Annotated in this window: 20 protein-coding genes; 2 read left to right on the forward strand and 18 right to left on the reverse strand. The window is 40.2% G+C overall.

Going from position 1 to position 26120, the window contains the following annotated elements; all coding sequences use genetic code 11:
- Window positions 1-116: 116 nt before the first annotated feature.
- Window positions 117-2120 (reverse strand): right-handed parallel beta-helix repeat-containing protein, encoded by a 2004-nt coding sequence (locus E7276_RS04105; protein WP_294214067.1) that lies wholly within the window; start codon window positions 2118-2120, stop codon window positions 117-119.
- A gap of 337 nt (window positions 2121-2457) precedes the next feature.
- Between E7276_RS04105 and E7276_RS04110 the strand changes: the two genes are divergently transcribed.
- A complete protein-coding gene (locus E7276_RS04110; RefSeq protein WP_294214069.1) occupies window positions 2458-3732 on the forward strand; it encodes a flagellar capping protein in 1275 nt (424 codons plus the stop codon).
- A 30-nt stretch (window positions 3733-3762) separates the two neighbouring features.
- Here the strand turns inward: E7276_RS04110 and E7276_RS04115 are convergent, their stop codons facing one another.
- The 13 genes from E7276_RS04115 to E7276_RS04175 all read right to left on the reverse strand — a co-directional run bounded on the left by E7276_RS04115 (window position 3763) and on the right by E7276_RS04175 (window position 20210).
- Window positions 3763-5148 (reverse strand): MATE family efflux transporter, encoded by a 1386-nt coding sequence (locus E7276_RS04115; protein ID WP_294214072.1) that lies wholly within the window; start codon window positions 5146-5148, stop codon window positions 3763-3765.
- Window positions 5149-5159: 11 nt separating this feature from the next.
- Window positions 5160-6875 carry an MATE family efflux transporter gene (locus E7276_RS04120; RefSeq protein WP_294214075.1) on the reverse strand — a complete coding sequence of 572 codons (1716 nt, stop codon included), beginning with the start codon at window positions 6873-6875 and terminating at the stop codon, window positions 5160-5162.
- A gap of 95 nt (window positions 6876-6970) precedes the next feature.
- The gene (locus E7276_RS04125; RefSeq protein ID WP_294214077.1) at window positions 6971-7969 is read right to left on the reverse strand and encodes an ABC transporter permease; all 999 of its coding nucleotides are present in this window, start codon (window positions 7967-7969) and stop codon (window positions 6971-6973) included.
- Entirely contained in the window at window positions 7970-9466 is a 1497-nt protein-coding gene (locus E7276_RS04130; protein ID WP_294214080.1) for a sugar ABC transporter ATP-binding protein, read from the reverse strand.
- Between the two features lie 59 nt (window positions 9467-9525).
- Window positions 9526-10614 carry a substrate-binding domain-containing protein gene (locus tag E7276_RS04135; RefSeq protein WP_294214082.1) on the reverse strand — a complete coding sequence of 363 codons (1089 nt, stop codon included), beginning with the start codon at window positions 10612-10614 and terminating at the stop codon, window positions 9526-9528.
- A gap of 138 nt (window positions 10615-10752) precedes the next feature.
- The gene (locus E7276_RS04140; protein WP_294214084.1) at window positions 10753-11913 is read right to left on the reverse strand and encodes a CgeB family protein; all 1161 of its coding nucleotides are present in this window, start codon (window positions 11911-11913) and stop codon (window positions 10753-10755) included.
- A gap of 7 nt (window positions 11914-11920) precedes the next feature.
- Window positions 11921-13777, reverse strand: a complete 1857-nt coding sequence (locus tag E7276_RS04145; RefSeq protein ID WP_294214087.1) for a glycosyltransferase — start codon at window positions 13775-13777, stop codon at window positions 11921-11923.
- Between the two features lie 62 nt (window positions 13778-13839).
- A complete protein-coding gene (locus E7276_RS04150) occupies window positions 13840-14337 on the reverse strand; it encodes a hypothetical protein (protein ID WP_294214088.1) in 498 nt (165 codons plus the stop codon).
- Between the two features lie 181 nt (window positions 14338-14518).
- Window positions 14519-16045, reverse strand: coding sequence for a flagellin N-terminal helical domain-containing protein (locus E7276_RS04155; RefSeq protein WP_294214091.1), 1527 nt, complete (start codon window positions 16043-16045; stop codon window positions 14519-14521).
- Window positions 16046-16376: 331 nt separating this feature from the next.
- Window positions 16377-16859, reverse strand: coding sequence for a flagellar protein FliT (locus E7276_RS04160; protein WP_294214093.1), 483 nt, complete (start codon window positions 16857-16859; stop codon window positions 16377-16379).
- A gap of 268 nt (window positions 16860-17127) precedes the next feature.
- Entirely contained in the window at window positions 17128-17538 is a 411-nt protein-coding gene (fliS, locus tag E7276_RS04165) for a flagellar export chaperone FliS (protein WP_294214096.1), read from the reverse strand.
- A 58-nt stretch (window positions 17539-17596) separates the two neighbouring features.
- Window positions 17597-19771, reverse strand: coding sequence for a flagellar filament capping protein FliD (fliD, locus tag E7276_RS04170; protein ID WP_294214099.1), 2175 nt, complete (start codon window positions 19769-19771; stop codon window positions 17597-17599).
- 16 nt (window positions 19772-19787) lie between these two features.
- The gene (locus E7276_RS04175) at window positions 19788-20210 is read right to left on the reverse strand and encodes a flagellar protein FlaG (protein WP_294214101.1); all 423 of its coding nucleotides are present in this window, start codon (window positions 20208-20210) and stop codon (window positions 19788-19790) included.
- Window positions 20211-21032: 822 nt separating this feature from the next.
- On the opposite strand from E7276_RS04175, the gene E7276_RS04180 reads away from it, so the two are divergent.
- Complete coding sequence (locus E7276_RS04180; RefSeq protein WP_294214104.1) at window positions 21033-21809, forward strand: hypothetical protein; 777 nt, start codon at window positions 21033-21035, stop codon at window positions 21807-21809.
- A 54-nt stretch (window positions 21810-21863) separates the two neighbouring features.
- Here E7276_RS04180 and E7276_RS04185 read toward each other — a convergent pair whose 3' ends face one another.
- The 4 genes from E7276_RS04185 to E7276_RS04200 are packed head-to-tail and all read right to left on the reverse strand — an operon-like array spanning window position 21864 to window position 26107.
- Window positions 21864-23024, reverse strand: coding sequence for an iron-containing alcohol dehydrogenase (locus E7276_RS04185; protein WP_294214106.1), 1161 nt, complete (start codon window positions 23022-23024; stop codon window positions 21864-21866).
- A gap of 17 nt (window positions 23025-23041) precedes the next feature.
- The gene (locus E7276_RS04190; protein WP_294214108.1) at window positions 23042-24169 is read right to left on the reverse strand and encodes an NAD(P)/FAD-dependent oxidoreductase; all 1128 of its coding nucleotides are present in this window, start codon (window positions 24167-24169) and stop codon (window positions 23042-23044) included.
- Window positions 24170-24171: 2 nt separating this feature from the next.
- On the reverse strand, window positions 24172-24510 hold the full coding sequence (locus E7276_RS04195; protein WP_294214111.1) for a (2Fe-2S)-binding protein: 339 nt from the start codon (window positions 24508-24510) through the stop codon (window positions 24172-24174).
- Between the two features lie 19 nt (window positions 24511-24529).
- Window positions 24530-26107: an FAD-dependent oxidoreductase gene (locus E7276_RS04200; protein ID WP_294214113.1), complete on the reverse strand. Its 1578-nt coding sequence runs from the start codon at window positions 26105-26107 to the stop codon at window positions 24530-24532.
- Window positions 26108-26120: the final 13 nt, after the last annotated feature.

Raw genomic sequence — 26120 nt, forward strand, 5'->3', positions numbered from 1 at the left:
CAGCTATATACTTCCTTGTTACCTAGGCGTATTCGGGACTTTCACCCGTTGGAGCGCGCCCATGGCGCGCAAACCATAAAAAAGGCGCCGAAATGGCGCCTTTTTAGACTGTATATTTATTTTGAATATGATGAAACGGTAATTGTGTATGAGCTTGTGCCTTCTACGTATACTGTGCCGTCTGTACCTACGATAGTAACTGTGTTGCCATCAGCATCTACGATTGTGCCATGGTTTGTGAGGCTTGTGAGGACTGAATCGCCTGTTACAACCCATTTACTTGTAGAATCGATAGTAAGATTTGCATAGCCGTCACCACCGTTGCCTGCAGCTGACTCATCATCGATGAATGCACCTGTAAGTACGCTACCATCTGTCATGTCAAAATCAAGTGTTGAGATTGAATCCCAGATGATGTCACCTTCCATTTCCTGGTTAATTGCTGAGAATGTACACTGAGCTCCGTTTTCTCCTGATGTACCCCAACCACGCTGGTTAGCATTACCTGTAACCTTGAGGAAGAAATCATTTTCATCAGCATATGTGATGTCCACGTTTTCAAGAACGAAGGTTGACTCTGTGTTTGTTGTATAGAACATGCCACCATTCTTTGCAGTGATTGAACCGCCTGTCATAGAGAATGTTGAGTTACCAACCTCTGAGTCACCTGACATTGACTGATAAAGAATGATGTTCCAATCGCAATCGTTCTGCTCGCTTGTTGGAATATTTCCTGTTAAATCGCAATCTGTAAGTGTAAGAGAGTTAAGACCCTCGATACATACAGCCTCAGCTCCTGTTGCTGTAAGTGTTGCATTTGAAATAGTAATATCTGCTGTACAGTAAACTGCTGGTGAACCTGAACCGTTTGATGTATATGTACCACCGTCAACTACCATTGTTCCGCCGCCTCTATCTGAACGAATTGCTGCAGAAGAACCACCGTTTGTTGTTACTGTGTTGTTTGTCGCGTAGAGTGTTCCGCCACCTGCTGCATGGATACCACCTGATGTATCCTGCTCAGTTGTGATTGTACAATTGTTTACGTATGCAACGCCATCGCCATATGCGAATACGCCAGCACCACCTGCTGAATCTGTATCAATTGTTGTGTTCTCAACTGTAAGTGTTCCGCCTGTTGTTAAAAGAGCGGCACCAACTCCGTAAAAGCTAGAATTGTCACCGCCCGTGCTGTCGTCTGAAGTTTTTGTGATTGTTGAATCAGTTACTGTCACATCACCGTCTGTTACAATGATTGCGCTCTCATCAGTGCCTGTAGAGGCGATTGTCTCGCCATCTACAGTTGCATCCTCTGAATACTCGTACATTGCAGAATATACGATATCAGCAGCTGATGTCATGTTTCCTCCTGGCTGACCCATTGCTGAGTCATTGCCACTGAGGATTTCTACAGATTCTACATTGCCATCTGCATCAAATGTTACTGCTACCTGAGTACCAACAGTAATGCTTGAAAGGGAAACCTCTGCTGCGCCTCCCATGTCTGCTGGTGCCTCACCATCTCCTGAAGGTGCTTCACCGCTTGGAGCCTCTCCGTCACCTGATGGAGCTTCGCCGCTTGGAGCCTCTCCACTTGGTGCTTCGCCGTCACCTGAAGGTGCGCCACCCTCTGGCTTGTCACCTGATGGTGCTTCGCCGTCTGGAGCTGCTGCCATTGTTACATCTTCCTCTACCATTGAAGTATCTTCTGAATCCTCTGTTGTCTCTTCGTCGGTAGTTTCCTCTGTTGTCTCTTCATCTGTAGTCTCTTCTGTTGTCTCTTCTGTTGTCTCTTCTGTTGTCTCATCTGTTGACTCTTCTGTGTTAGCATCATCTGGCTTGCTTGGGGCTTCGCCGCCTTCTCCTGACTGACCACCACCCATGCTCATTGTATAGACTGTATCATCTGTTACAGTAATTTCTGCAGTCTCATCTCCGAGAGTAAGCTCTCCGTCATCGTAGGTTCCTACTGTGATAGTAAATCCATCATCACTTGTTGCTGTTACCTCACCGTAGATTGTTTCACTTGCATAAGATGTTGTAGAGCTTGATCCACAGGCAATCAATGTGCCACAGGCCAACGCTGCTGCCATCATCAATGCAGTAACTCGTTTCTTCATTTTTTGTCCTCCATATTTTGGTTAATATTTATCGGCGCTCCAACCTCAGCGCCCTACGCATGATATTTAAACACCCCTATGTGTCAAAGCAGCGACATATTTGTGATGGGAATGTGTTGAAAAAGGGAAAGTTAAGAGCATTTGAGATGCCTAGGTTGTTTCGTCTCAAATACATCATCTAGCGAATTATCTGACAACGTGTGCTAAATATAGCGGGTTGTCAAAATACTTGACTTGTGGTAGTATGATAGTAACTATAAATATAGATATCTATGTCCCGGATTAGACAAAGGATTGTCGAAGGCTCTATATTCAAGGAAGAAAGGAGGGGCGTCTTATGTCACGCATAGATACTGCGTATAATTATTTCATGACTACCTATGGCGGAAGCATAGGTTCTAAGTATGAATCTCACAAAAAAAGTGAACTACGCGACACATACAATAAAATAATTAAGGCGAATAAAGAATCCCCTCTGTATAAGTTTAATAACACCGAGGATATTGGGCAGTTTGCCATCGACATTAAAGAGAGCGCTAATGCAGTAGCTTTGTCTATTTCTAATCTTGGAGCGGGAAAGGATGATATTTCTTCTGTTATGGAGAAACGCATCGCCAACTCATCACAGCCTGATTCTGTTGATGTTGTTTATGTTGGGGATTCGGAATCAGAAAGCGATAGCTTTACAATCGAGGTTGACGCTTTGGCTGAGCCTCAAATTAATAGAGGTAATTTCCTACCTGCAGATGGACATGATTTTGAAGAAGGTCAGTATTCTTTCGATTTGGATATTCGCAATCATTCATACGAATTCCAGTTTAATGTTAATTCTGGAGAGACTAATTTAAATGTACAGAACAAGCTTGTTAGACTTTTGAACACCTCTGACGTTGGTTTGAATGCGACGCTTCTACCAAATGGCCGCAATGGTAATGCTATTGAGATTACTTCAAAGGCTACTGGTATTTCAGAGAACGAGGATTTTTTATTTAATATATCCTCAACTATATCATGGAGAGAGTTGCATACTCTTGGCATTGACAATGTGGTTCAACAGCCTTCAAATTCCAGCTTTAAGCTTAATGGAAATCCACATGAATCATTGTCTAACACGTTCACTGTCAACAAAGCATTTGAGCTAAATCTCAAGGCTCCTAGCAATGGTATAATCGAGATTGGACTTATGAATGACACCGAGGCTCTTTCTAATGGTGTTGATCAGATGCTTAACAGCTACAACGGAATGATTGATGTTGGTCTGAGATATACGGATGCACATCAGAATCGTACATTATTTAATGAGATTTCTTCCATTGCCAAGAATATGGCAGGTAGATTGTCAGAGATTGGTATCAATGCTGATTCTCTTGGACATCTTTCTCTTGATAATGTGACACTTTCAGATGCTATTAACAATGGAAATAGAGAAAACACATTTGCCACATTAAATGAACTGAAATCGGCGATTCGTGGAGCTGCCTCAAAGGCCTCTATTAATCCAATGGCTTACGTTGATAAATCTATTGTAGAATACAAGAATCCTGGAAAGACTTTGGCGGCACCTTACGCAACCAGCCAGTACTCAGGAATGATGGTTAATTACGGATTATAAATACCAGCAACTCTTAGAGCTGAGACAACCTCAGCTCTTTTCTAATGCCTCATCAAAACTTAAATCTGTAAAACTTCTTGGGAAATGCCCACAACTTTTCGCGGCAAGACTCAGATTAAAGAATAGCAGCAGTATTTCAGCTATGGGACTGGCAAACCAGAAGGCGTCAATTCCGATTGTGTAGCCCAGAACAAGCATTAGAATTGAGTAAAGTACTACTTCCAATAAATAGTTTAGATGGGCATATTTTATAAGACCTATGGTTTCGTATAGACTACTGAACATATTGTTTATCAAGTAAAAGATAAAGTCAAAGCCGTTAATTATCAAGATTTTTAGGGCAATATCAAAAACTGCCTTACTTTCACCTTCTTCTATAAATAGATTCAAGATAGGCCAGGCTGTAAGCATCATGACAACTCCACCAATCAAGGCAATCTTAAGGATGATTTTTGCAACGGTGCTTATGTATACATGATATTTTTTCTGGTCTTTAGATCCAAAAGCCATTCCGATAGTAACAAGAACAGCGTAAAAAACAGCCGTTTGTAGAAGTTCTCCAAATTCTGCTCCTTCACTAAGAGTTACTGCAGCCAAAGCATCTTTATTGCTTATCCTAAGAATAATGCCATTCCTAAGGGCTGCAGACAGAACATAATAGCCCCAACAAAGAAGTTCTGGAAGTCCTGTTTTAAGGGCAGACTTTACCCCATCAAATCCAAACATTGGTCGAATATGGTAAAACATAGAAGCTTCATTCTTGTAGCTGATACTAAGCGCAGCAAGGATAATGGCATCTGATACAACCAAACTAATAACATAACCGCCCCAAATGCCTGCCATAGTAGGTAAAAGCCCAGATATAATAGCTGTTATAATGAACTGAACAAATATAGTAGAAATTCCCAAAATAACGGTAAATTTTCTTTTTTCATTAAAAAACATATTTGTGAGAAGGATTATAAGAGTACAAAAGAAAGGACCAGTAAGGGAACCTACAAGGAGAGCATCAGTACTTGCACTTCTAAGATATGCATATTCATCAGTTGCTCCAAGAACCGTAATCAATGGTTCATGAAATACCCAACATATCAACGTAAATATTGACAAAATGATAAATCCCCATGTAATACCCGTGCATAAGTGCTTGTGAGCGCTGACATTATCGTTATTACCAATATCCCTTGCACAAATAGCCTGCACTCCTGCTACAACCCATGCCATTAAAGCCATGACGATTGCGATGAGAGGATATGCTATTCCGAAGGCAGCAAGTCCATCACTGCCAAGATATCTTGAAATAAAGAAATCAAGCATCATTTCCTGCATAGACTGAACAATGTCTGCTATCAGCATAAATCTGAGAGCTTTATAGAATATTTTTTTGATTAGCTTTTCTTGATTGGTTGCTGTCATACTGTTCCTTTCTATTTTATTTCAAACACATTTCGGTTATAACTAAGCGCCAGAAAATGCATTTTTCTTGGAGAAATGTTTTCTGCCAGATTCGAGATTATATAGCTTCTAAGGGAGCATAATTTCATATCGCTATCTGTCAAGTCAAAGATTATTCCATCGTCCTTGATTATCAATTTTAAACTATCATCCATGAGAATTGAGCACTCTGCAAGAACGAGCTTCTCTGGGTTATTTTCTAGAATCATCATCAGCGTTTCTTCAATAAGTAACATTACTTTATTGATGATATCTTTGGTATATCCTTTCTCTTCTAAGGCCCTACCAATGTTATCCCTTGTAGTAATCACATTTTGGGGATTTAACTCCAGCTCGTAAAAGAGTGATTTTTTAGCAGCTTCTTTGCCTGCAATAAAAAGGGGGTAATTCTCCTTGCCATATCGCATCCACACATACATTACGGAAATCAGGTAGCTGAGAGGCTGAGCCAGCATAATGCCAATCACCATGCCATAAAGACCACCTATCCAGTTACCAATAATGGCCAAGGGAAGAGCCACAACAACGTCTCTAAGCGCACAGATAAGCACTCCCAAAGGAATTTTGTCCACGATTATGTAATAGGATGAGTCTAGATACAGACGGCAGGTGAATATCATACTAAGGGAAAGAATACGTATTTCCGTAACTGCAATATGTGCTGATTGTATGTCTGTAATACCAATAACTTTGATAATGTAGGGTGCAAATATCAGTATAAGGCAGGTAACAATCACGCTTTCAACGCGCTCTGTCCATTTTGCATGATGCCATATCTCGTGCACACCTTGGTAATTTTCTTCGCCAAGATAAATGCTAAGAATAGGTGAAATGGCTTCTCCAATTCCGTCAAATAGAATCTGAAGCTCTTTTACCAATATGATAACAGAAGCTAAAAATATCATGTTTGAATCATAGAAATGCATTACAAGACGATTACAGCAGATGGTAAAGATTGCTATAAACAAATAAGTGCTGGAATCTACAATGCTATATTTTACTATACTTTTAATTATTATCGGAGAATAATAAAGATTTAGATGGAGAGAATTACTCTTTTTTGTGAAATGGATAAAAAGAATGCTAAAGGTCACTATAACACTTAAAAAAGAAGCTAGTCCCAGACCTTCAATGCCTATCAAACGGCACAGAAAGATAGACAAAACAATATTACCAACACCAGATAAAAGCTCTGCTGAAGTGCTTATAACTTCGTCTCCATCAGCAAAAACCATACCTGAGATAAGAGCATCTAACGGACTTAGCATGATAACGAATTTCATCCACTTAAGATAGCCTCTGGCAAGGTCTAAAACCTCTGGTTCTGCGTTGTAGAACCTAAGATACATATCACCAAATAGAAATACCAGTAGAAACAGAGCTGCTCCTATGAATATAGTCATCAAAAGCCCTGTACCAAAGGCTCTGTCAGCTTCTTCTTTCTGGAAAGTGCCTACATGATGAGAATACAGAATGGGAACACCAATAGAAAAAATCAACGCAAAAAAGCTGGACAAGGAATACAGGGGCATAACAAGGTTGACGCCGGCAACTCCGCGTTCGCCAAGGACAACACCCGCAACAAAGGTATCTGCCATGACCACAACAGTAACAAGCAATGCAGATAATGTCCCTCCAGCTAGCATTGAATAGTATTTTGTTGAAATAAAGGTTTTATTATTTCGCATGTATTTATTATAACACTAAGAATTTGACGATTAAATACATGGCTCAAACTTCCAATATGCAGATGATTTAATCATCAAAAGCGGCAGTCCCATTTTTATTTACTGAACTTTTCTTTGATTTGTGGTCCCACAATCTGAATCATGATCACAATGATGAGGATGATTCCCTTGATTGCGTCATTAATAAGTGAATCCATTTTTAGGGCAACGATGATTTTGTCGATAACTGTGTAGGAAAGTGCACCGAAGAAGATTCCGAATACTCGGCCCTTTCCACCTGACATGCTGATACCGCCAAGTACAACGGCTGCGATGGCATACATTTCGTTGCTGTTACCTGTTGTGGCTGGGTCGCATGAACCGTTCATGGCAATCCAAAGGAATGCAGAAAGGCCAACGAGAATGCCAGTGATAACAAACACTGAAGTCTTTACAAGATTTACATTGATACCTGCCATTTTAGCACCGTTTTCATTGCTACCGATGGCATAAACTTTTTTACCGAATTTTGTGCTTGTTGTAAGGTAAACAAAAAGCGCTGTGATGGCAAGAAGAACCACACCTACTGTTGGGATTGTAGCGATTCTGCCGTTTCCAAAATCGTACAGACCTTGGTATGAATCAATGTCGCGGGACATTTTGTAAACAGAGCTTCCGCCTCCGATAAGCTCTTTATCCATTTGCTGGCAGAAATACTGGGCAAATGAGCGATAGATAAGCATTGTTGAAAGTGTAACAATGAAGGCTGGCATTTTGATGTAGCCCACTAAAAGTCCGTTGATAAGACCTGCGAAGGCTCCGAATAAAATGGCAAATAAGAATGTTAAAAATACGCTACCTGTCACGTTAAAAACAACAACTGCGAATCCTGCATCAAGCGCAAGCATTGAACCAACTGACAAATCAATTTCGCCAGTGAGACAAACAAGTCCCATACCAAATGCAATGATTCCTACGATTGCAGAATGTCTAAAGATATTCATAACACCAAGCCATGTAAGGCCATCACTGGTGATTACATATACTAAGAATATTAGTAAAAATACAATCACATAGCTGTATTTTCCGATTTGCTTCATTATATTTTTACTCATTTATAGCACCTCTTCTTTCATTGCATTTGTTGAGTAGAGCATAACCTTTGTCTCTTGGATTTCATCATGCTCTAGAATCTTTTTAATCCTACCGTCATAGAATACCACGCATTTATCTGCTACTCTCTGCAGCTCTGGTATCTCTAATGTGTTAATGATGATTGTTTTGCCTTCCTGGGCAAATTTTAAAATCAATTTGTAGATTTCCGCTTTGGCTCCTACGTCGATTCCCTGTGTTGGGTTGTCGAATAAGAGTACCTCTGCGTCTGTGTTAAGCCATCTGGCGATAAAAACTTTTTGCTGATTACCACCGCTGAGAGAAAGGATTGGAAGGTCCTCACTCTCAGCTTTTATGTTAAGCATTGCTTTGAATTTTGCGTATCTGGACTTTTCCTTGGCCTTTTTAATTGGAAGATGTCTGGCTGAAAGTGTTTGCTCTGCCAAGTACATATTCTCAAGGATTGTCATGTCTGGTATTACAGAGTTTTCTTTCCTGTTTGGTGGAAGCAATGCGATTTTGTGCTTCATGGCATCATGTATTGAGCCTGGTTTTACCTTTTTTCCATTTACGGTAAAGGTACCTGAGGTTGGAGTTAGGCATCCAAACATTGCATGAAGGAGCTCACTGCTACCGGCTCCCTGAAGTCCTGTAAGACCGATAATCTGACCCTTTTTAATATCTAAATTAATGTCCTTGAAGCCTGGTCCGCTGTATCCCTTGAGGGAAACTACTGTGTCACCAACCTGACGTGGCTCGTAGGTTTCTCCAGAAGAATATGCCTCGCCAACCATAAGCTTTGTGATGGACTCTGGGTCGGTGTCCTGTATTTTTCCTGTGGCAATGAAGCTACCATTTCGATAAACAGTGTAGCTGTCAGAGATTTTGAAAATCTCAGGCATCTTGTGGGAAATGAAAATAAATGAAATTCCCTCTGCCTTTAAGCCATTAATGATTGAAAACAGGTGGTCAACCTCGTCGTTATTAAGAGAGGTTGTTGGCTCGTCCAGAATAATGAGCTTTGCATTTTTAAATAAAGCCTTTGAAATCTCAAGGAGCTGTTTCTCACTAGGCTTGAGATTTGCAACCACCTCAGTAGGATTAATTGCAACTCCAAGGCGCTCAAACAAATCCTTTGCTTCCTTTACCATCTTTGATTTATCTAGAGTAATTTTCCCTTTTGTGTATTCTTTCCCAAGGAAAATATTGTCGTATACTGTCAAATCGTTGAAAAGATTTAGTTCCTGATGAACAAAGGCAATTCCATATTCCTCAGATTCATTTATGGTAATTTTTGTATATTCATGGCCGTCGAAGCTAATGTTTCCCTCATCGGCTACATAAACGCCTGTAAGAATATTCATAAGTGTGGATTTTCCGGCGCCATTTTCACCCAGGAGCGCGTGTACCTGGCCCTTCTCAACCTGCAAATCTACTCCATGGAGAACCTCAACCCCGTTAAAGGATTTTTTGATTCCCTGCATTTTTAGTAGGCTCATTATTCTACCTCCAAAATATTTACAGGGCTAGATTTTCATCCAGCCCTGCAATCTTCTCATTAATTGAATGAAGGATAATCATTCACGTTTTCACTAGTAACATTTTCGCATGTAATAACATGGTCCTGAGTTACATCCTTGCCATCAAGGTGATCAACCATATCCTGGATAGCTGTCTGAATCATTGATGGGCTATATGTAACTGATACTAAGCCAGAGCACTGATCAGCGATGTCTGTGTATGTCTCACCTCTGAGTACTGCGTAGAAATCCTCTAATCCGCCGCAGCCTGAGATTGCTGGGCTATTGCTTAAGAATTTTGTCTTTGTAGCTTCGTCAATTCCGCCACCGTCAAGGGCCTCAAGAATTCCCATTGCAAGCTCATCATCCTCAGCGTAAATCCACTTGATGTCTGCGTTTGAAGCGTCACCTAAAAGTGTCTCAAATGAGCTCTTTGTATCTGAACGGCTCCAGTTCATAGCACCTGAATATGTGATGCTTGAAAGGTCTGCCTCTGTCCACTTTGCGTCGTCTGCGATGTACTCACCGTTGTATGCAAGCTCGCCTGTAAGGTACTCTGTGAAGCCCTGGTCACGAAGTGTTGTAACTGAAGACGTATCGCCTTCGTAGATGTAAACTTCATCTCCTGGCTGAAGGCCAAGTGAAACGTAGTAAGCTGCACATGCTGCACCGATACCTTCGTTGTCACCCTTTACATTTGAAACTGCTGCATCTGAAACGCCATCGATAATTCTGTCAAATGCTACGTATGGGATGTCAGCATCTACAAGCTGCTGAATTGCTGACTCAACTGTGTCATCGATTGGCTGGATAACAACTGCGATATTTGACTCGCCCTTTGAAACGATGTCCTCAATATTTGTAATCTGCTCTGCTGCACTTGCTGAAGTGATAAGCTCTGCAGTGTACTTGCCACCATCGTTTACCTCTTGGATTTTTTCCTTTGCAAATGTTGCAACAGCACCTGTCCAGCCGTGATCCTCTGGAGCTGTAAGTACATAGATGTGTGTTGCATCTGAATTAGCTGCTGAATCGTTAGAGCCCTTAGAACCACAGCCCACCATTGATACAGCCATTGTTGCTGCAAGAAGTGTGCAAAGGCTCTTTCTCAATAAACCTTTTCTCATAATAAAACCTCCTAGTATATACATAAATAGCAATTTCGTTGCCTTTTCTTAACTTGCTATCATTGTACTTTTCTAGAAGGTCTTCAAATATCATCTTATTTCATTTTTTTTGTCAATTTTTGTTGCACTCTTCTTTTTTCAGTGAAGCATAGACAACAAATCATTCAACCTCTTTTCATAGGTGCAATTTACCTTCACAAATTCATAGCCCTGGGCAGCGATTTTGTTTCGCTCAGTGTCATGCTTTAGGTAGTAGTCAACTTTTTCATATAAATCACGCTGGTTATAATACCAAACCATATGCTTTTCATTTTCAAAAAACATAGGTAGCTCAGCCTGGAAATTGGTAATGCAAAAACCACCGGCTCCAAGGATATCGTATATACGAAGTGGTATACCGCTTTTGATATTTGGAATAGTCATGTTTAAATTGATTTTGGAATTTTTGAAAACAAGTGGCATTTCTTCCCAGTAGTCCACGCTTCCTCGGTAGTTTACGCGGATTAAATCCTGCACGTTTGAATTGGTGTAAATACTCACATCATGGTGCTTTGAAAGCTCTATCAGGATAGAGCGGCGCTGCTTTTCTGCGATTTTAAACCCAAGGGTTGTAACCGAGAATATGAGATTCAAATCCGATAAGGAGTCCTCTGATTTTTCCAATTCAAAGTAATTTTGTAGCTCCATGAGAATTTCCGGAGTTAGCATTCTATCGATGATGTTTATTCCCTGCAAATCCTTTTGGGCTTCCATTGTAGCCTCAAAGTAGCCACGAAGATATTCTGGCAGGGTGTATTCCATTTTGTCGTAGGAGTTTTTCTCATAGAGAGAGCCTACGAAGCTAATGTTGTTTACATATTTTTCCTGATTTGATGTGTTGGCAAAAAGATAATCCAGACGGTCTGTATCCACAGCCAACGGCAAATGAAAAATGTTATCCACACCCATGCCCTTGAATTCTTCAACATTTGTTAAATCAAACAGGAAAATGCGGTTAACATTGTTGAAAACTGATTTGTGATACATGGAAATTAGTGGATTATCGCAGCTCCAGCAGACGTAAAGCAGACCGCACTCTTGGCAAACGTTAGAAATTAAAGGGAAATAATTCACTGTAAAGAAAAAGTCGTAGGTGGTGGTTTTGATTTTCTGGCGTAGAAGCTCTGCGAACTCTTCGTCCACATCATAATTGAGGAGGTCCTGATAAACCTCCTCAACCTCAAAGCCAAGCTTGATAAATGTGTACTTTATGTCCTTGTAGTTGTAGGCTTTCCACCTATACATTAAAATTTTTTTCATACTATACTCAAATATGCAACGAATCAACTCCATATGCGTTACGTATGATTTCAACCAGCTGCTGATAGGTTGCGACGGCTTCGTCGGTTTTGCCGGCGACGTCCAGGTCTGCGATTTGTTTTAGAAGTGCTTCCTCTAGGTTGTACATCTCCTGGAATTTGACTGGATCATTTGCTTTGGCTTGCCTTACTTTGATGATGTCGGTGTAGAACTTTGAAAGATTTTTCAGCACCTCGTCCATCATCGGTCTGAGCCCCATAATATTCTTCAAAGAGGTTAGGGCTGCGGTGGCATTATCCTGAAGTTCAAAAAACTGCTTGATTCCATTTACCAGCTGAACCTCTGTTGGAGTAGCCGAATTGTCTTCCTCCTCGATCCACTGCTGGTGCAGGTCATACCAAGCGTCTACCAAATCAATATATTCGTTTAGCTTTTCCTGCAGCTCATCAATGGTAGCATATTCTTCGTAGTGGAATGCCCGCTCCATCAATCTAATATTAATGAACATGGACATTTCCTTTTTGCCGTCAGTCTGGTTAAATACAGCAAGCAAATTGTTCAGCTGCTCATCGGTTAATTGAGGCGCAGAATTGTCAATTTCTTTTTGGAGTACGTCTCTGAAACCTGGACGAATAAAGAATTTGTTCAGCACATCTCTGATTTCTCGCTTGTTGCCATACTCGCAGGCCTTGTCGATAAGTGTTATGACAAATCCGCGGTTGATTCGAACAACAAGAGAATTCCAACTGATTCTGCGGTAGTAGTGGACCAGCGGACCAAAATCATCATTTCTCATTCCACAGGTCATAATGTAGCAGTACATCAAGTTGGTGTGCAGTTCGTCGTAGGTATCATTAATGAAAATGCCGCCTTGTACAAACATCTGGCCACGATCCTTGCCAAATTTTTCATAGATGTCAAAATAATACTGAGCTGCTTTTACGCATTCCTCATTCATGTTTCGGGTGAACATAATTTTGGCTGCATAAATAGAAAATTTTGCCTTAGGGATTGGCATTATTTCATCCTTTGCCATCTGCTCATTATATAATTTTAGAATTTCATCGAATTTTTCCTTTGCTTCCAGGGCGATAACCATTCCAATCATAAATGGTCCGCGATATTGTAAGGATTCTCTTTCTTTGATATCAAAGGAATCGCAATATCCCTTGTGGCATACCTCATAGAGTCTTTCGAAATCCTTTATGGCTCTAAGCTCCTGGGCTAGCTGGTATGGCCAGCGGAGATTATCTGGCATCTCCTCCCACATCTCCTCTAGTAGTGGGATATTTCTCATGGAGTGGGCAATATTATCCTTCTCATCTTTATAAACATATCCAAAGTGTCCTGCTCTAGCATCCATAAACATGGCGTTGCCGAAGGATGGCTCGATATACTCATGAACCTTGCCAATAAAATGTGTTTCTGGAGTCACGGAGCACATGCGGACCACCTCAATGTCCTCGTATTCTTTTGCTTCGAAATCCAGATAGTTGCGCTGGAAATAACCTCCAAGATTGTATTCAAGGCATTTAGGATTTTTAAAAAATTCAATTATATATTTGGTATCCAAAAACCACTCGTCATCATCGATGAACAAAAACATTTTGCCATTGGCCTGATCAAGCTGGAAATTTCTGGCTGCTGCAAAATCCTTAATCCAGGTAAATTCAAATACCTCATCAGCGTATTTTTCAATGATTGCTCTGGTTTCTGGTTCGCAGCCTGTGTCAACAACCTGAAGCTCTGAATCTATTGCCTCGCGAATAGGCATAAGAGATTTGAGGCAGCGCTCAGTAGTTTCTGGTCTGCCACAGCAAAGTAAACCTATTGTAAGTAGTTTCGTTTTTGGCTTATTGTTCATATTGTCCCCGTCCTTTTAATCAGGAAAAGGCTCGTCATCTGACGAGCCTTACTTTTTAATTATTAATATGTTCCAACTACAAGTGGTCTGTACATTTCCTCACCCTCTGTAAGTCCAGGTACATTGCCAAGGCAGCTATCAATCAATCGATTGATTTCCTTGCTAACGATTGCCTTCTCACCTGGTGCATCAACTAATCCTCTGAAGTCGTAAATATCAATACTCTTTATTTCTATTATTTTTTCTTCGATGTCCTTAAGAATGTCGGTGAGAACTGTTTCGATATCAATCTTGTGATTAATTACTAAAACTGTGTCATCTAAGTTCTCACTTATATCGTAAATCATGTTGCAGTATTTTTCAAACTTTTCAACTATCTCTGAGTAATCCATTCCCATGGACTCGAGATATTCTCCAATTACTAAGGCTTTCTGCTGGCACTCAATCAATACTCTTAAGTCCCCTTGCATGTCGTCTGTCCCGCCATTTGCAAATCTGCTATTTGCTGAGTAAAGCTCCAAAACCATTGTTTCCAGTTTGTTTCTTGTAAAATATGCCATATGCCTTACCTCACTTTTTATATCTGAACCCTCTTTCGAGGAGCTGTATTCATTTTTAAGTTGCTATTTAGTTTTTCTTTTTAAAATCATCCCCACCCCTTTGAAGAGGTGGGGAGAATCTAATTTTTATGCTAAAAATTCTGCCAAGTAGGAATTGAAAAATGTTGATATATTTTCAATTCTACTGAAGGAGTGAAAGTACACCCTGTGTAGCCTGATTTGCCTGAGCCAGCATTGACTGTCCTGCCTGCTGTAGGATGTTGTTCTTGCTGTACTCAACCATTTCATCGGCCATATCTGTATCACGGATACGAGATTCAGCTGCCTCTGTGTTCTCAACTACGTTGTCGAGGTTCTTGATAGAGTGCTCTAATCTGTTCTGTACGGCACCAAGTTCTGCTCTCTGAGCTGAAACTCTCTGGATTGCATCTGCGATAGCATCAATTGCGTAGGTTGCAATCTTACCTGTTGCATCAGATACGTTAAGTCCTGCGATACCGATTGATTTAGCATTCATAGCTTCAAGCTTGATGTTGATCTTGTTTGACATCGCTGCGTCAGCACCAACGTGAAGGTTAAGTGTAAGTGCGTTCTGGATGTTTACATAACCCTTGCTCATTGAGAAGCTAACTGTTGTTGATGTAACTTCTTTACCATCGATAGTCTTTACAACATGTGCTGACTTCCAAATATATGCACCGTTTTCCTGTCCTGGAACTACATCGTATTTAGACTGTGGTGTTGTTGACTTTAATGTATCCATTGCAGCTGCGCCATCTGTAGCACCTACTGAAGAAGCTGCCTTAAGCTCGATTGCTACCATTCTGTATGCTGCTGTTGCCTTAATAAGAGTTACGTTAGCATCATCAATACCTGTTGACTTGTTGTATGATGTAGAGAATCTAGTTACTTCATTACCATTGTACTTAATTGTTGAACCTGCTGTGATGAGGTTGTTGAGGTATGCGTTTGTAACCTTTGCGTTAGCAACGTCTGTTGTATCTGCGATTGTGTATGTCTTTCCGTCGATGGAAATTGTATCACCTGATGTTAAATTCCATGTACCAGGATCGTCATCTGTTGCGCCCTTAGTATAAGCTGCGGTTAATAACAATGCTTTTGCTGCTTCGTAGTTGTTTGCAGCACCTATTGTGTACTGTGTTCCACCGATTGTGTACTTCTCACCAGCTTCAAGGGACTCCATAATAAATGTTGCTCTTGTTGTATTCTGTACAAGTGTTCCATCGAGACCTGCATCATGAGCGTTGATGTACATTTTTCTAAGTCCTACGTCACCTTTAAGAAGGAATGTCTCGTTGAACTTTGTTGTAGATGCGATACGATCAATTTCCTGTGTAAGCTGATTAATTTCGTTTTGGATGTCGTCACGATCTGACTCTGAGTTAGTTCCGTTAGCTGCCTGTACTGCTAACTCGTTCATTCTCTGAAGCATGTCGTGAACTTCTGTGAGGGCACCTTCAGCTGTCTGTACTGAAGATACACCGTCTGAGGCGTTTGTAGAAGCCTGGGTCAAACCACGAATCTGTTTTCTCATCTTCTCAGAAATTGAAAGTCCTGCTGCGTCATCGGCTGCTCTATTGATTTTAAATCCAGATGAAAGCTTTTCTGTACTCTTAGACTGAGAATCTGTTGTAATGTTTAGCGTTCTTGATGAGTTCGCTGCCTGCATGTTATGTTGTACTACCATAATAAATTCCTCCATGAGATTCTGCTAAATCCTTTTAGCATTTAAATCCGTTTTTTGATAGCCCAACATCCGTGTCTGGCCTTGGTTATTAAATTTGATTTTAAAATAGATTCGAATTCGATTTTGTAAGGTGAAATTGTTCCTTACACCTTATTTATCGTTTTTGTGTCCAAAAACTTTACCCCTTTTTTGAAAAAAGTTTCACAGTGTAACAATTTTCTCATTTTCTAGACAATATAAAAAACTCGCAGAACCCTTGATTTTACTGGGTTTCTGCGAGTTGAAATATTATCTGAAAATTTATCTAATTTTTTATATATTTTTATTAAAATTACTTCTTTTTGTCCAAAAATGCAGGGTCATTGGCCTTGTTATGGGCCATCATATTTCTATAATATGATGAAACTACGTCACCTGATTTTTTGATTTCTCTGACATCTTTTTTGATGTTTGCAAAACGTGTTTTGGCATACTCCTTATTTTTATATTCTGTTGCCTCCACATCTGCAGTTAGATCAGAAATCTGTCGAATTAAATCCTGCATGAGACGAATCTCATCAGCATATGTTTCTCGGTCCTCTTCGATTATGTCCTTTACACGATTGAAAAGTTGCTCGAAGCCCTCATCCAACATAATGATTCTGTCTATCAGCTCCGATTTCATATTCATGTTGCGCTCCAAATCATCTGGAGTAGTATTTGGATCCTGGAGGATGGCTGCTTGCTCCTTATTTCTTATAAGAAGTACGTTCAGCACATCAGCTTTCTTCTCCAAAGATTCTCGCAGCATTACTACATAGTCCATATTTTCCATAATAACCCCCATTTTTTAAATAATTAACTCCGCTAGTTACGGTCTCAAGCCTACATATTACTTCCGTTCGCTGACACGCTCACTTCAGTAACATGTAGAGCTTGATACCTACTAGCTCACCTAATTACCTTACCATTCAACTGAAACATGCTGACTTCAGCACTATAGAGCTTGATACCTACTAGCTCATCAAATTACTTTACTATTCATCTAAAACATGCTGGCTTTAGCATCAATAAAAAAGCTCCTCATTCGAGGAGCTTTTACGTTAGCCTGCTATGTCTGTTTGTCCATCAAGCTTTTTTCCGTTTGCGGTAAGCTTCATGACATCCTTCCAAGCATCTCGCATTGTACGAAGGTGCTTTAACACCTCCTGCAAGGTTTCTGGATCCTTATCTATCATAGCATGTCTTAAACAGCTCCTAAGATAAGAATATACTGCATGGAAGTCCTTTGCAACTGGATATTTGTCATCAAGGGTAATTTCGAACTCCTCGATGATTCTATCAGTCTTTCTTATATTGTTGTGAGCCTTTTCAATATCATGGTTCTCACAAGCTACAATTGCTATATTACAAAACTTTATCGCTCCCTCGTACAACATCAAGGTAAGCTCTGCTGGGCTCGCTGTGAGTATTCTATTTTTTGCGTAAGCATCATATCCATTCATTGGTGTCATATAAATCGCCTCCTGAAAAATCCTTTTATCCACGCCCAATACTTACTCTTTTTATCTATCATCCGCCTAACATTGACGTAATTGAAGATGAGTTGCTTTGTAATTGCGCAAGTGCTTTCTCCATTTGAGAAAACTTCTTATAATATGAGTCTTCCATTTCTGTAACTCTGTCTGCCCATGTTTGAATGAGCTTGTTGTAGTTAGAGTACTCGGAAGCCATTTCCTTATCGTTGTAAACAGTGTAAACAGATTTAACTGATGTTGACTTCATCTTTTTATCTAAGTCATTGTAAAGACCAGTTGTCATCTGCTTTAAGAATTCGATAACTGTCTCTGGATTCTCGGCAAGAGCTGCACGTAATTTTTCCTCATTGCCGGAAGTTTTCGAATCCTCAGAATCGCCGTCAATGTGATAAGCGTAGTTCTCATATTTTGCAGAATTAAGTGTTCCTAGTGTATGAATTCCAAAGGTTGACCATGAATAATCAGTACCATTAATGTTGTAGGTCTTCATCATTCCCATGGTCAGTGTGGAAATAATACTGCTAAGACTTGAATCACGTCTCAAAAGCGAATCTTTAATTTTCTGCTCCCACTTTTCAATCTCTGACTCTGACATCTCAGCCTTTTCATCATCAGTAAGAGGCTCATAGTCCTTTGCAGAATCAGCATTGTAAAGCTTTTGCATTTCATTAATCAGATTGTTGTAGCTGGTAAGGAAATCCTTTACCTTGTCATACAAGCTATCTGTATCTGACTGGACAGTTATACTAATTGGAGAATCCTCTGCCGTAACAGCCATTGCTTCAATTGTAAGACCATTTACAGTGATTGAATTAGTACTTCCTGAGTATTTAACACCATTAAGGTAAATCTCAGAGTCCTGACCATCAATTTTTTTAGCAGGATTATTTGTGGTCAAATCCACATTGTTATCTGCTACATTTGTTGCCAAATCAACTCGATAAAATACGCTATTTGCAAGCTCTAGGTTGTCACTTTGAACCCAGAAATCGCTATATTTATATTTGTCAGAATCAAGGGCGCCATCATTTTTAGCACCGAAGTTTTCTTCGATGTACGAAGCCCATTTGCTATTAGTTTCATCTGTCAAAACAGTGTCTATATCTGCCTTTGCTGCCGCAATAGCATTTTCTTTGGCAGCCTTTTCTTCGTCGGTATCCTCTGACATAGCTTGTGCTTTTGCAAGAGCTACATATTTATCTCTTACTGCATTAATTGCCGAGGTTAATTCCTGTTTTGTTGCTTCAGCAGCGGCCTCAGTATATGTAGCCTTGCCAAAAATCTCCTTGGCGTAGGTTGTGATATCGTCATCTGTAAGGGATGACCAATCAACACTCTTGGCATCCATGTATTCTGCTATTTCTTTATAAGCAGGTTCGCTGTCAATTGCATTTTGTGCAGTCGCCTTTGCATCGTCAGAAGAATCCTCGTCGTTAATAATATCCTTATATTCTTTGACCTTTTTAAGGATATTCGCAAATCCATCAAGATTGGTAACCACACTACCGTACTGCTTTTTAACTAGGTTGGTACTGGTAGATGTATTCTTTATAGAATCAATCTCCGAATCTGACAAAAGTCCCAGCTTCATAAGATCTGTAAGACCCTGAGTATTTGCTGCTGATATAGAGAAATCTCCTGCCTTACCAGATTGTTTTGCGCTGATGTAGAAACGGTGATTTTTCTCATCGAAATTAGCCTCAACCCCTGCATCCTTAAGCTTTCCTACAAACTGGTTTACGGTCATAGTCATATCCAAATCAATATTTGTGACCTTTGTGCCAGTGCGGACTGTGATTGTACCATGCTTTGCAGAGCCTGATACAATTCCAAGAGTTGAAAGATTTGACTCGCCGGTAATATTATCAGCGAGCTGTCCACCTGTGACATAAGCTGTTGTAGACAGCTTATTAATCTCAAGTGATTGTGTTCCGTTTATGGCTGTACCACTGGCTGTTGCTGTAGCCTTTGTAGAATCGCTAACTGTAGCCTTTTTCAAAGCATAGTTTGAAGAGTAACGCATGTTACCAATTTCGGTGTACATGCCGTATACCTTGCTATTCAAAGTAGACCAAGCCTCCTGTTTCCAAGAAAGCTTTGTCTGAGCCTTTGTATACTTTTCCTTTTTATAGCTATAAGCTGATACTAGCGCTCCTACGATAGCCTCAGTATCTAAGCCTGAAGACAAACCTGAAAGTCTAATAGGCATAAACTACCTCCTATTACTATCTCTTTTCATCAACCATTATTCCAGCAAGCTCCCATGCCTTTGCGATGAGGTCGAGAGTTTCCTCTGCTGGAAATTCCTTAATGACTTTTCTGGTTGTTTTATCAACCATTTTAATCATTACACGATTTGTGCCTTCGTGAATTCCGAATACTGCCTCAGCATTTCCCTGTGCAGAATTAATTTTGCTGATGGCCTCCTTTAGTGAAGAGGTTGCCTGTGCGCCGTTACCTTCCTCTTCTTCACCTTGCTGGTCAACTGTAGGGTTTTTATATTCAGACTCGCTGGCGCGAATTTCTTTTGCTGCAGTTGTAAAATCAACCGGTTTACTTTCCGATACCTGCTGTGCTGGCGCCGTCTTTACTGAACTTCCCTGTCCCTGGTAGTTGCTTACTGCACTACTTACTTCGCCTATTTTCATTTTCTTTCCTCCTTACGCCCTAGGGATTGGTCCCATTCCGTTATCCCGTCGGACAATTTACATCCTTGTAATATGGGAAATTTTCAAGTACTCAGCTGTTGTACTTGAGTGTTGTACTCAGTGTCGTTTCTTATATTTACCTTAAAAATACACATAGAAAACTTACACCTATACACTTCTATTTTGTTTATCGGATGATTGGTTTAAAAGTTTATAGGGGATTATAAAAAATTTTTTTATTTTATCGCAGCACAGGGGAGATGGTTGGGAGAATGGAGATTCTGCGATAATTTACTGGCCAATCATATTTGAAATTATCGCAACTCAACGAATTTATGCACTCTCACAGACAGTTTGCGATAGCCTATTTCACAAAATGTCTCTATTTTATCGCAAACTAACGTAACTATGCCGGATTAAAGACGTCTTGCGATAAAAAATCGCCAAAAATAGCAAATTTTTATCGCAAACCTTCTCACAGCCTGCATTCTTTCGTTCTGTTGCGATAAAATAATGCCAAATTGGTAGATTTGCTATCGCAAATCCCCTCGCAATCCGCATACTCTCGCAGGCTTGTGATACAAACCTGACTAATGCAGCTAAACTTATCGACAAATCATTAAATCACAATCACAGCTGTGGGGGATATATTTTATTTTTAGTCAAATTTAACCATGAAATTAATATTCTAAAATTAATCTTGAAAATGTATTTTTCAAATGATATATTAAATGCACTCTAATAAACATTTTTGTCTTTTTTCTAATGTGATTTCACACATTTTTCCGCTTTTGTTGATATTAATTTTATAGATTGAAGGGAGTGTCGAGTATAGAAAAATACTATAATTTGAAAATCAGAGCTATCGATAAAGAGATAAAGGAAATCGATAGAAAACTTAATAATTTGCCAGCTGGTGAGCTGATGGCGTACACCAATAATGGATCACATAGGTGGTATTATGTGAATAAAGGTGCAAGAAAATATCTATCAAGAGGAAATCGTTCGCTTGCCGAGAAGCTTGCATACAAGAAGTATTTATTACTTAGAAAAAATGAGTTACTCGAAGAAAAAAGTAATATAAATCAGCACTTGCTTTTATTTGATAAATGCGCTCATGCAGAAATTGAAAAGTTTCTAAATAACTCAAGCTACTTTGAATTATTATCAAAACACATTTGTACAGAGCATACTGGATGGATTAATGAGAAGTTTAACACAAATCCATTTTATCCCGAGCAAAGAACCGTACCATGTCCTTCTGGAAATATAGTCCGTTCTAAGTCTGAGGTTTTCATTGATATGGCTCTTACTCAGCATGGTATTCCATTTAGATATGAGTGCGAACTATTACTTGGAAAACAGGTTTATTACCCAGATTTTACTATCAAACATCCAGTCACTGGAGAAATAATATATTGGGAACATTTTGGAAAAATGGATGACCCTGAATATGCAAAAGCAGCTTTTAATAAGCTGCGCATTTATCATGAGAGTGGACTTATTTTAGGGAAAAATTTGATAGTAACATTTGAAACCAAATCAAATCCATTTACATTCAAAGAAGCTGAAGCAGCTCTAGCTATGATGAAATTATAATTACAGAACAATATAAAGGTGCGCCGGTAGGCGCACCTTTAAAAACAGAGGCTGCTAATAGCAACCTCTTAGAATATTTTCAACATCCTCTTCTGTTAATTTTACATATGCTCTTGATGATATGCCGCTGGTTCTGACAGCTTCCTTTGCCATTAGGTGGAAATTACTGTCGTCGATTCCTACTTGAGACAGCTTGGATGGCATTTCCAAATCTCCAAGGAACATTCTAAGGCATTCTATACCTTGTTTGGCAGCTAGCATATCATCCTGCTGAGCTACACCAAAGACTTCTCTAGCATATCTTGCGAAACGATGTTTGTTTTTGTCATCTAATACGTATTCCATCCAAGCTGGCGTTAATATTGCAAGACCTATTCCATGGGTGATGTCATAAAACCCACTGAGGACATGCTCTATCGGATGGACGGACCAAGCGCCTCCTTTGCCAACTGTTAATAAATGATTTAACGCTACAGTGCTGGCCCACATGAGATTAGATCTGGCCTCATAGTTTTCAGGATCATCCATAGCCACTACTGCATACTTTACAACAGTTCTCATGACTGCCTCACTGAGAACATCTGTAATAAATGCTTCATCATTAGGCTGAAAATATTGCTCCATCACATGAGACATTATGTCTACCGCACCAGCTGCTGTCTGAATTTTTGGCAATGTATATAAATATGTAGGGTCGCAAATGGAAAGCCTAGGATATAAGAGAGGCGTATTTATTTCTAGCTTTTCGTTGGTAGCTTCATTTGTAATGACAGCACCACAATTCATTTCTGAACCTGTTGCACAAATTGTAAGCACCACAGCAAATGGTAAAGCTGCCTTGACCTTGCTTCTATCTAATACCAAGTCCCAAGGATCACCGTCGTAGCAGGCGGATGCGGCAATATGTTTTGTTGCATCGATTGTGCTTCCACCGCCTACAGCTAAAATAACATCTATGTTATGGTCCTTGCAGAGCTTGGCTCCTTCTCTTACCGCAGATACTCTTGGATTTGGTGTAATGCCAGATAGCTCAAAAACTTCAAATCCACTAAGCTGCTTCATAACATCATCATATATTCCGTTTCTTTTTATGCTACCACCTCCATATACCAACAACACTCTGTTGCCATATTTATGTAGCTCTTCAGCCAGACATTCTATCTGTCCTTTTCCGAAACGTATGTCAGTAGGTATTTTAAAAGTAAAATTATTCATAATGTATCCTCGCCAATTTAGATCTTAGCTTTATATCTATCGTATCTTAATTCGTCCAGACTCACGTCAGTAACACCTGTCGTAATTAATTTTGCTAGTTGTTCACCTACTGCAGGAGCGATTCCAAATCCGTGTCCATTAAAAGCGCAAGCTACATATAAGCCTGGGATTTCATCTACTTTTCCTATGGATGGGACACCATCTGATGAAGCGTCCATCCAGCCGGCCCAAGTTCTAACTATTTTAGCATTTGCTAAATCTGGGAAATATTTCATGATACCTCGACAAATACAAGGTGCTGTCTTTGAGCTGTTTGAAACCATTCCATTATCCTTGTTATATCGCTCAAGGCCCGATGATCCTCCGAAAACAAATGAACCATGCTTTGTCTGATGACCATAGAAATCCGCTTCTGCTGTACCTAACATCTGATCAAACATATGTGGCTGAGCTTCCGTAACCAAACATTCCAGCAGAGAATTTGTCATTGGAATATCAATTCCAACACTAGTCAAAATATCTCTTGAGTCAAGCCCTGCTGCAACCAGAACATTTTCTCCTTCGTAAACATTATTTGGAGTGATTACTTTTCTAATCTTTCCTCTAACTACAGCTAAGCCTCTAACAGGCTCTCCTGAAATAAAAGTTACTCCCATTCGTCTAGCCATTTTGTAATAGCCAAGGGTTGTGGTCAGAGGATTGGCATGACCATCAGTTGGGCACCAGCTAGCACAAATCACCTCGTCGCTAAGATATGGGTTAATCTGCCTTACTTCGTCCCCGTCAATCATTCTTACATCAAGACCAACACCTCGTGCATTGTTTGCCAGCTTAGTCAGAATGTCTCTGTGCTTTTCAGTTTTTCCTAATCTAAGATTACCGTCTTGATGATATTCACAATCTACCTCAAGCTCCTCCGATAGGGTTGGCCATAGATTCTTGATTCCATACATAACAAGTGGTAGCTCTCTTACATCTCTTCCAGACTGTCTTACGCCACCGCCATTTCTCGAGGAGCCACCATTTCCAATATGGTCTGAGCCTTCAAGAACGATTACATTTCTTCCAAGCTTGGCAAGATAATATGCAGTTGCACATCCAATGATTCCGCCACCGATAATTATTACCTCTGCTGTTTTTTTCATATTTAATTCGCCTCCTTTTCTTCACATGCCTCACAGGCGAATATTTTCATTTCTATAGGTCTCATTGGAACACGGCTTGTGGCAGGCTCAAGCTCTGCTGGGCTGATACCAAGTTCTCTTGCCACAATGCCTTTCACAAGCTTGCTGCAGGTTTGTCCCTGACAAAGGCCCATTCCTGTTCTCAAATATCTTCTGATTTCTGTGAGAGTCCACATTCCATCATGAACTGCCCTTCTGATTTCACCCTTTGTGATCTCCTCGCATCTGCAAATGAGCATATCGTCGTCATCCATTGGGACAAATGGTCCGATGTCTCTGGTTCTATCGTTTACTGAATTCATATCCTAATCTCCTTTCAATTTAAGCAAACTTAATAAATCTCGCCTTCATTGCGTACTCCTTAGGCACTCTTATTGTCAAAAGATTAGTTTTGTCAAAGGCCTTGCTGGTTTTGATTGAAACAACCTCTGCCGCACAAACTGGCTTGCCGTCTCGTCCAAGTGCTGTTCCTTTTTTGCCTTCCTCTGGAAGTGGCAAAAATTCGTATGGCAATGTGACAGTTGCTGTTCCATCTCCACAGTCCTCATCCACTAGGAAAATTGCCTGTCCTGAGCAAGATGCTACGCACATGCCACAATTAATACACTGGCTTCCGTCCACTACAATAGGAAGAGAAGTAATATTGTTTCCTATAGAAATGCACCCTTTTTTACATGCATCCTGGCAAGGGTTGCAAGGAATATTCTGGGTACATTCCATTACTGGATGAATACCTACTTTATGTGTCACTCCAGGGAATCTTTCGATTTCATCATCAGCTACAAATCCCTTTTTGAGAAGATTGTTTGAAATATCGATTCCCTCTTCTGTTTTTTCTATAGCTTTGCCTCTATTCTTTGGAGCAAACATTCCCTGTCGAAGGCCATCTAAAGCCGCTGTCAATTCAGTTAGCTCTTTATCTCTTGATGTCTCATCTGTATAACCTAGGTACTCTGCTGCAACTACTCCAGCCATTCTGCCTTCGATCATTGCTGAACTGGCCTCCTCAATTCCGCTAACATCACCAGCTACAAATATTCCAGGGATTGATGTACGACCATATTCATCGCAGATTGGCACTTGTCCGCCGCGCTTTGGATTGTCTTCCATTTCACAGCCTGCCATTTTTAATAACTGACTCATAGGGGAAAGGCCAACTGCCAAGCAAATAGTGTCCACGTCAAAATGTTTTTCTGTTCCTGGAATAAATTTAAACTTATCATCAACTTTGGCAATTGCTACGCCTGTGACGTACTCATCACCTTCTGCTTCAACAATTGTGTGGGAAAGGTAAAATGGTACACCGCATCTAGCCACCTTGGCTGCATGGACACCATAACCACCTACTCTAGGTGCGGCATCTACAAGAGCCACAACATCACATCCACACTGCATTAGCTGAAACGAAACAACAAGTCCAACATTTCCAGAGCCTAGCATTAAGATCTTTTTGCCTGGCTGTATTCCGTGTAAGTTCATCATTGTTTGTGCTGCGCCGGCGCCGATTACGCCAGGAAGTGTCCAGCCCTTAAAGGTAACCATATTTTCTGCAGCACCTGTTGCAATAATGATGGAATCACCCTTGAAATGATTTACCTCTTCACCAATTTTAACAACCACTTCCTTGTCCTGATAGAGGCCAATTACTGTAGCGTTCAAAACTACCTGTACCCCAACCTTATCTGCCTCATCTAGAAGTTGCTGACCAATTACAAATCCTCTGACCTTTGCCCTGTGTTCCTTGGAACCAAAAAATTTATGTATCTGTTTAAAAAGCTGACCGCCTGGTTTCTCATTCTCATCAAAAACAACTACCTTAAGTCCTCTTTTTGCCGCCTCAATTGCTGCTGATAATCCTGAAGGACCTGCTCCAACTACTATCAAATCGTATCTTCTCATAGCCTATCTCCTT

The sequence above is a fragment of the Pseudobutyrivibrio sp. genome, assembly GCF_015057185.1.
Taxonomy (GTDB): Bacteria; Bacillota; Clostridia; order Lachnospirales; family Lachnospiraceae; genus Pseudobutyrivibrio.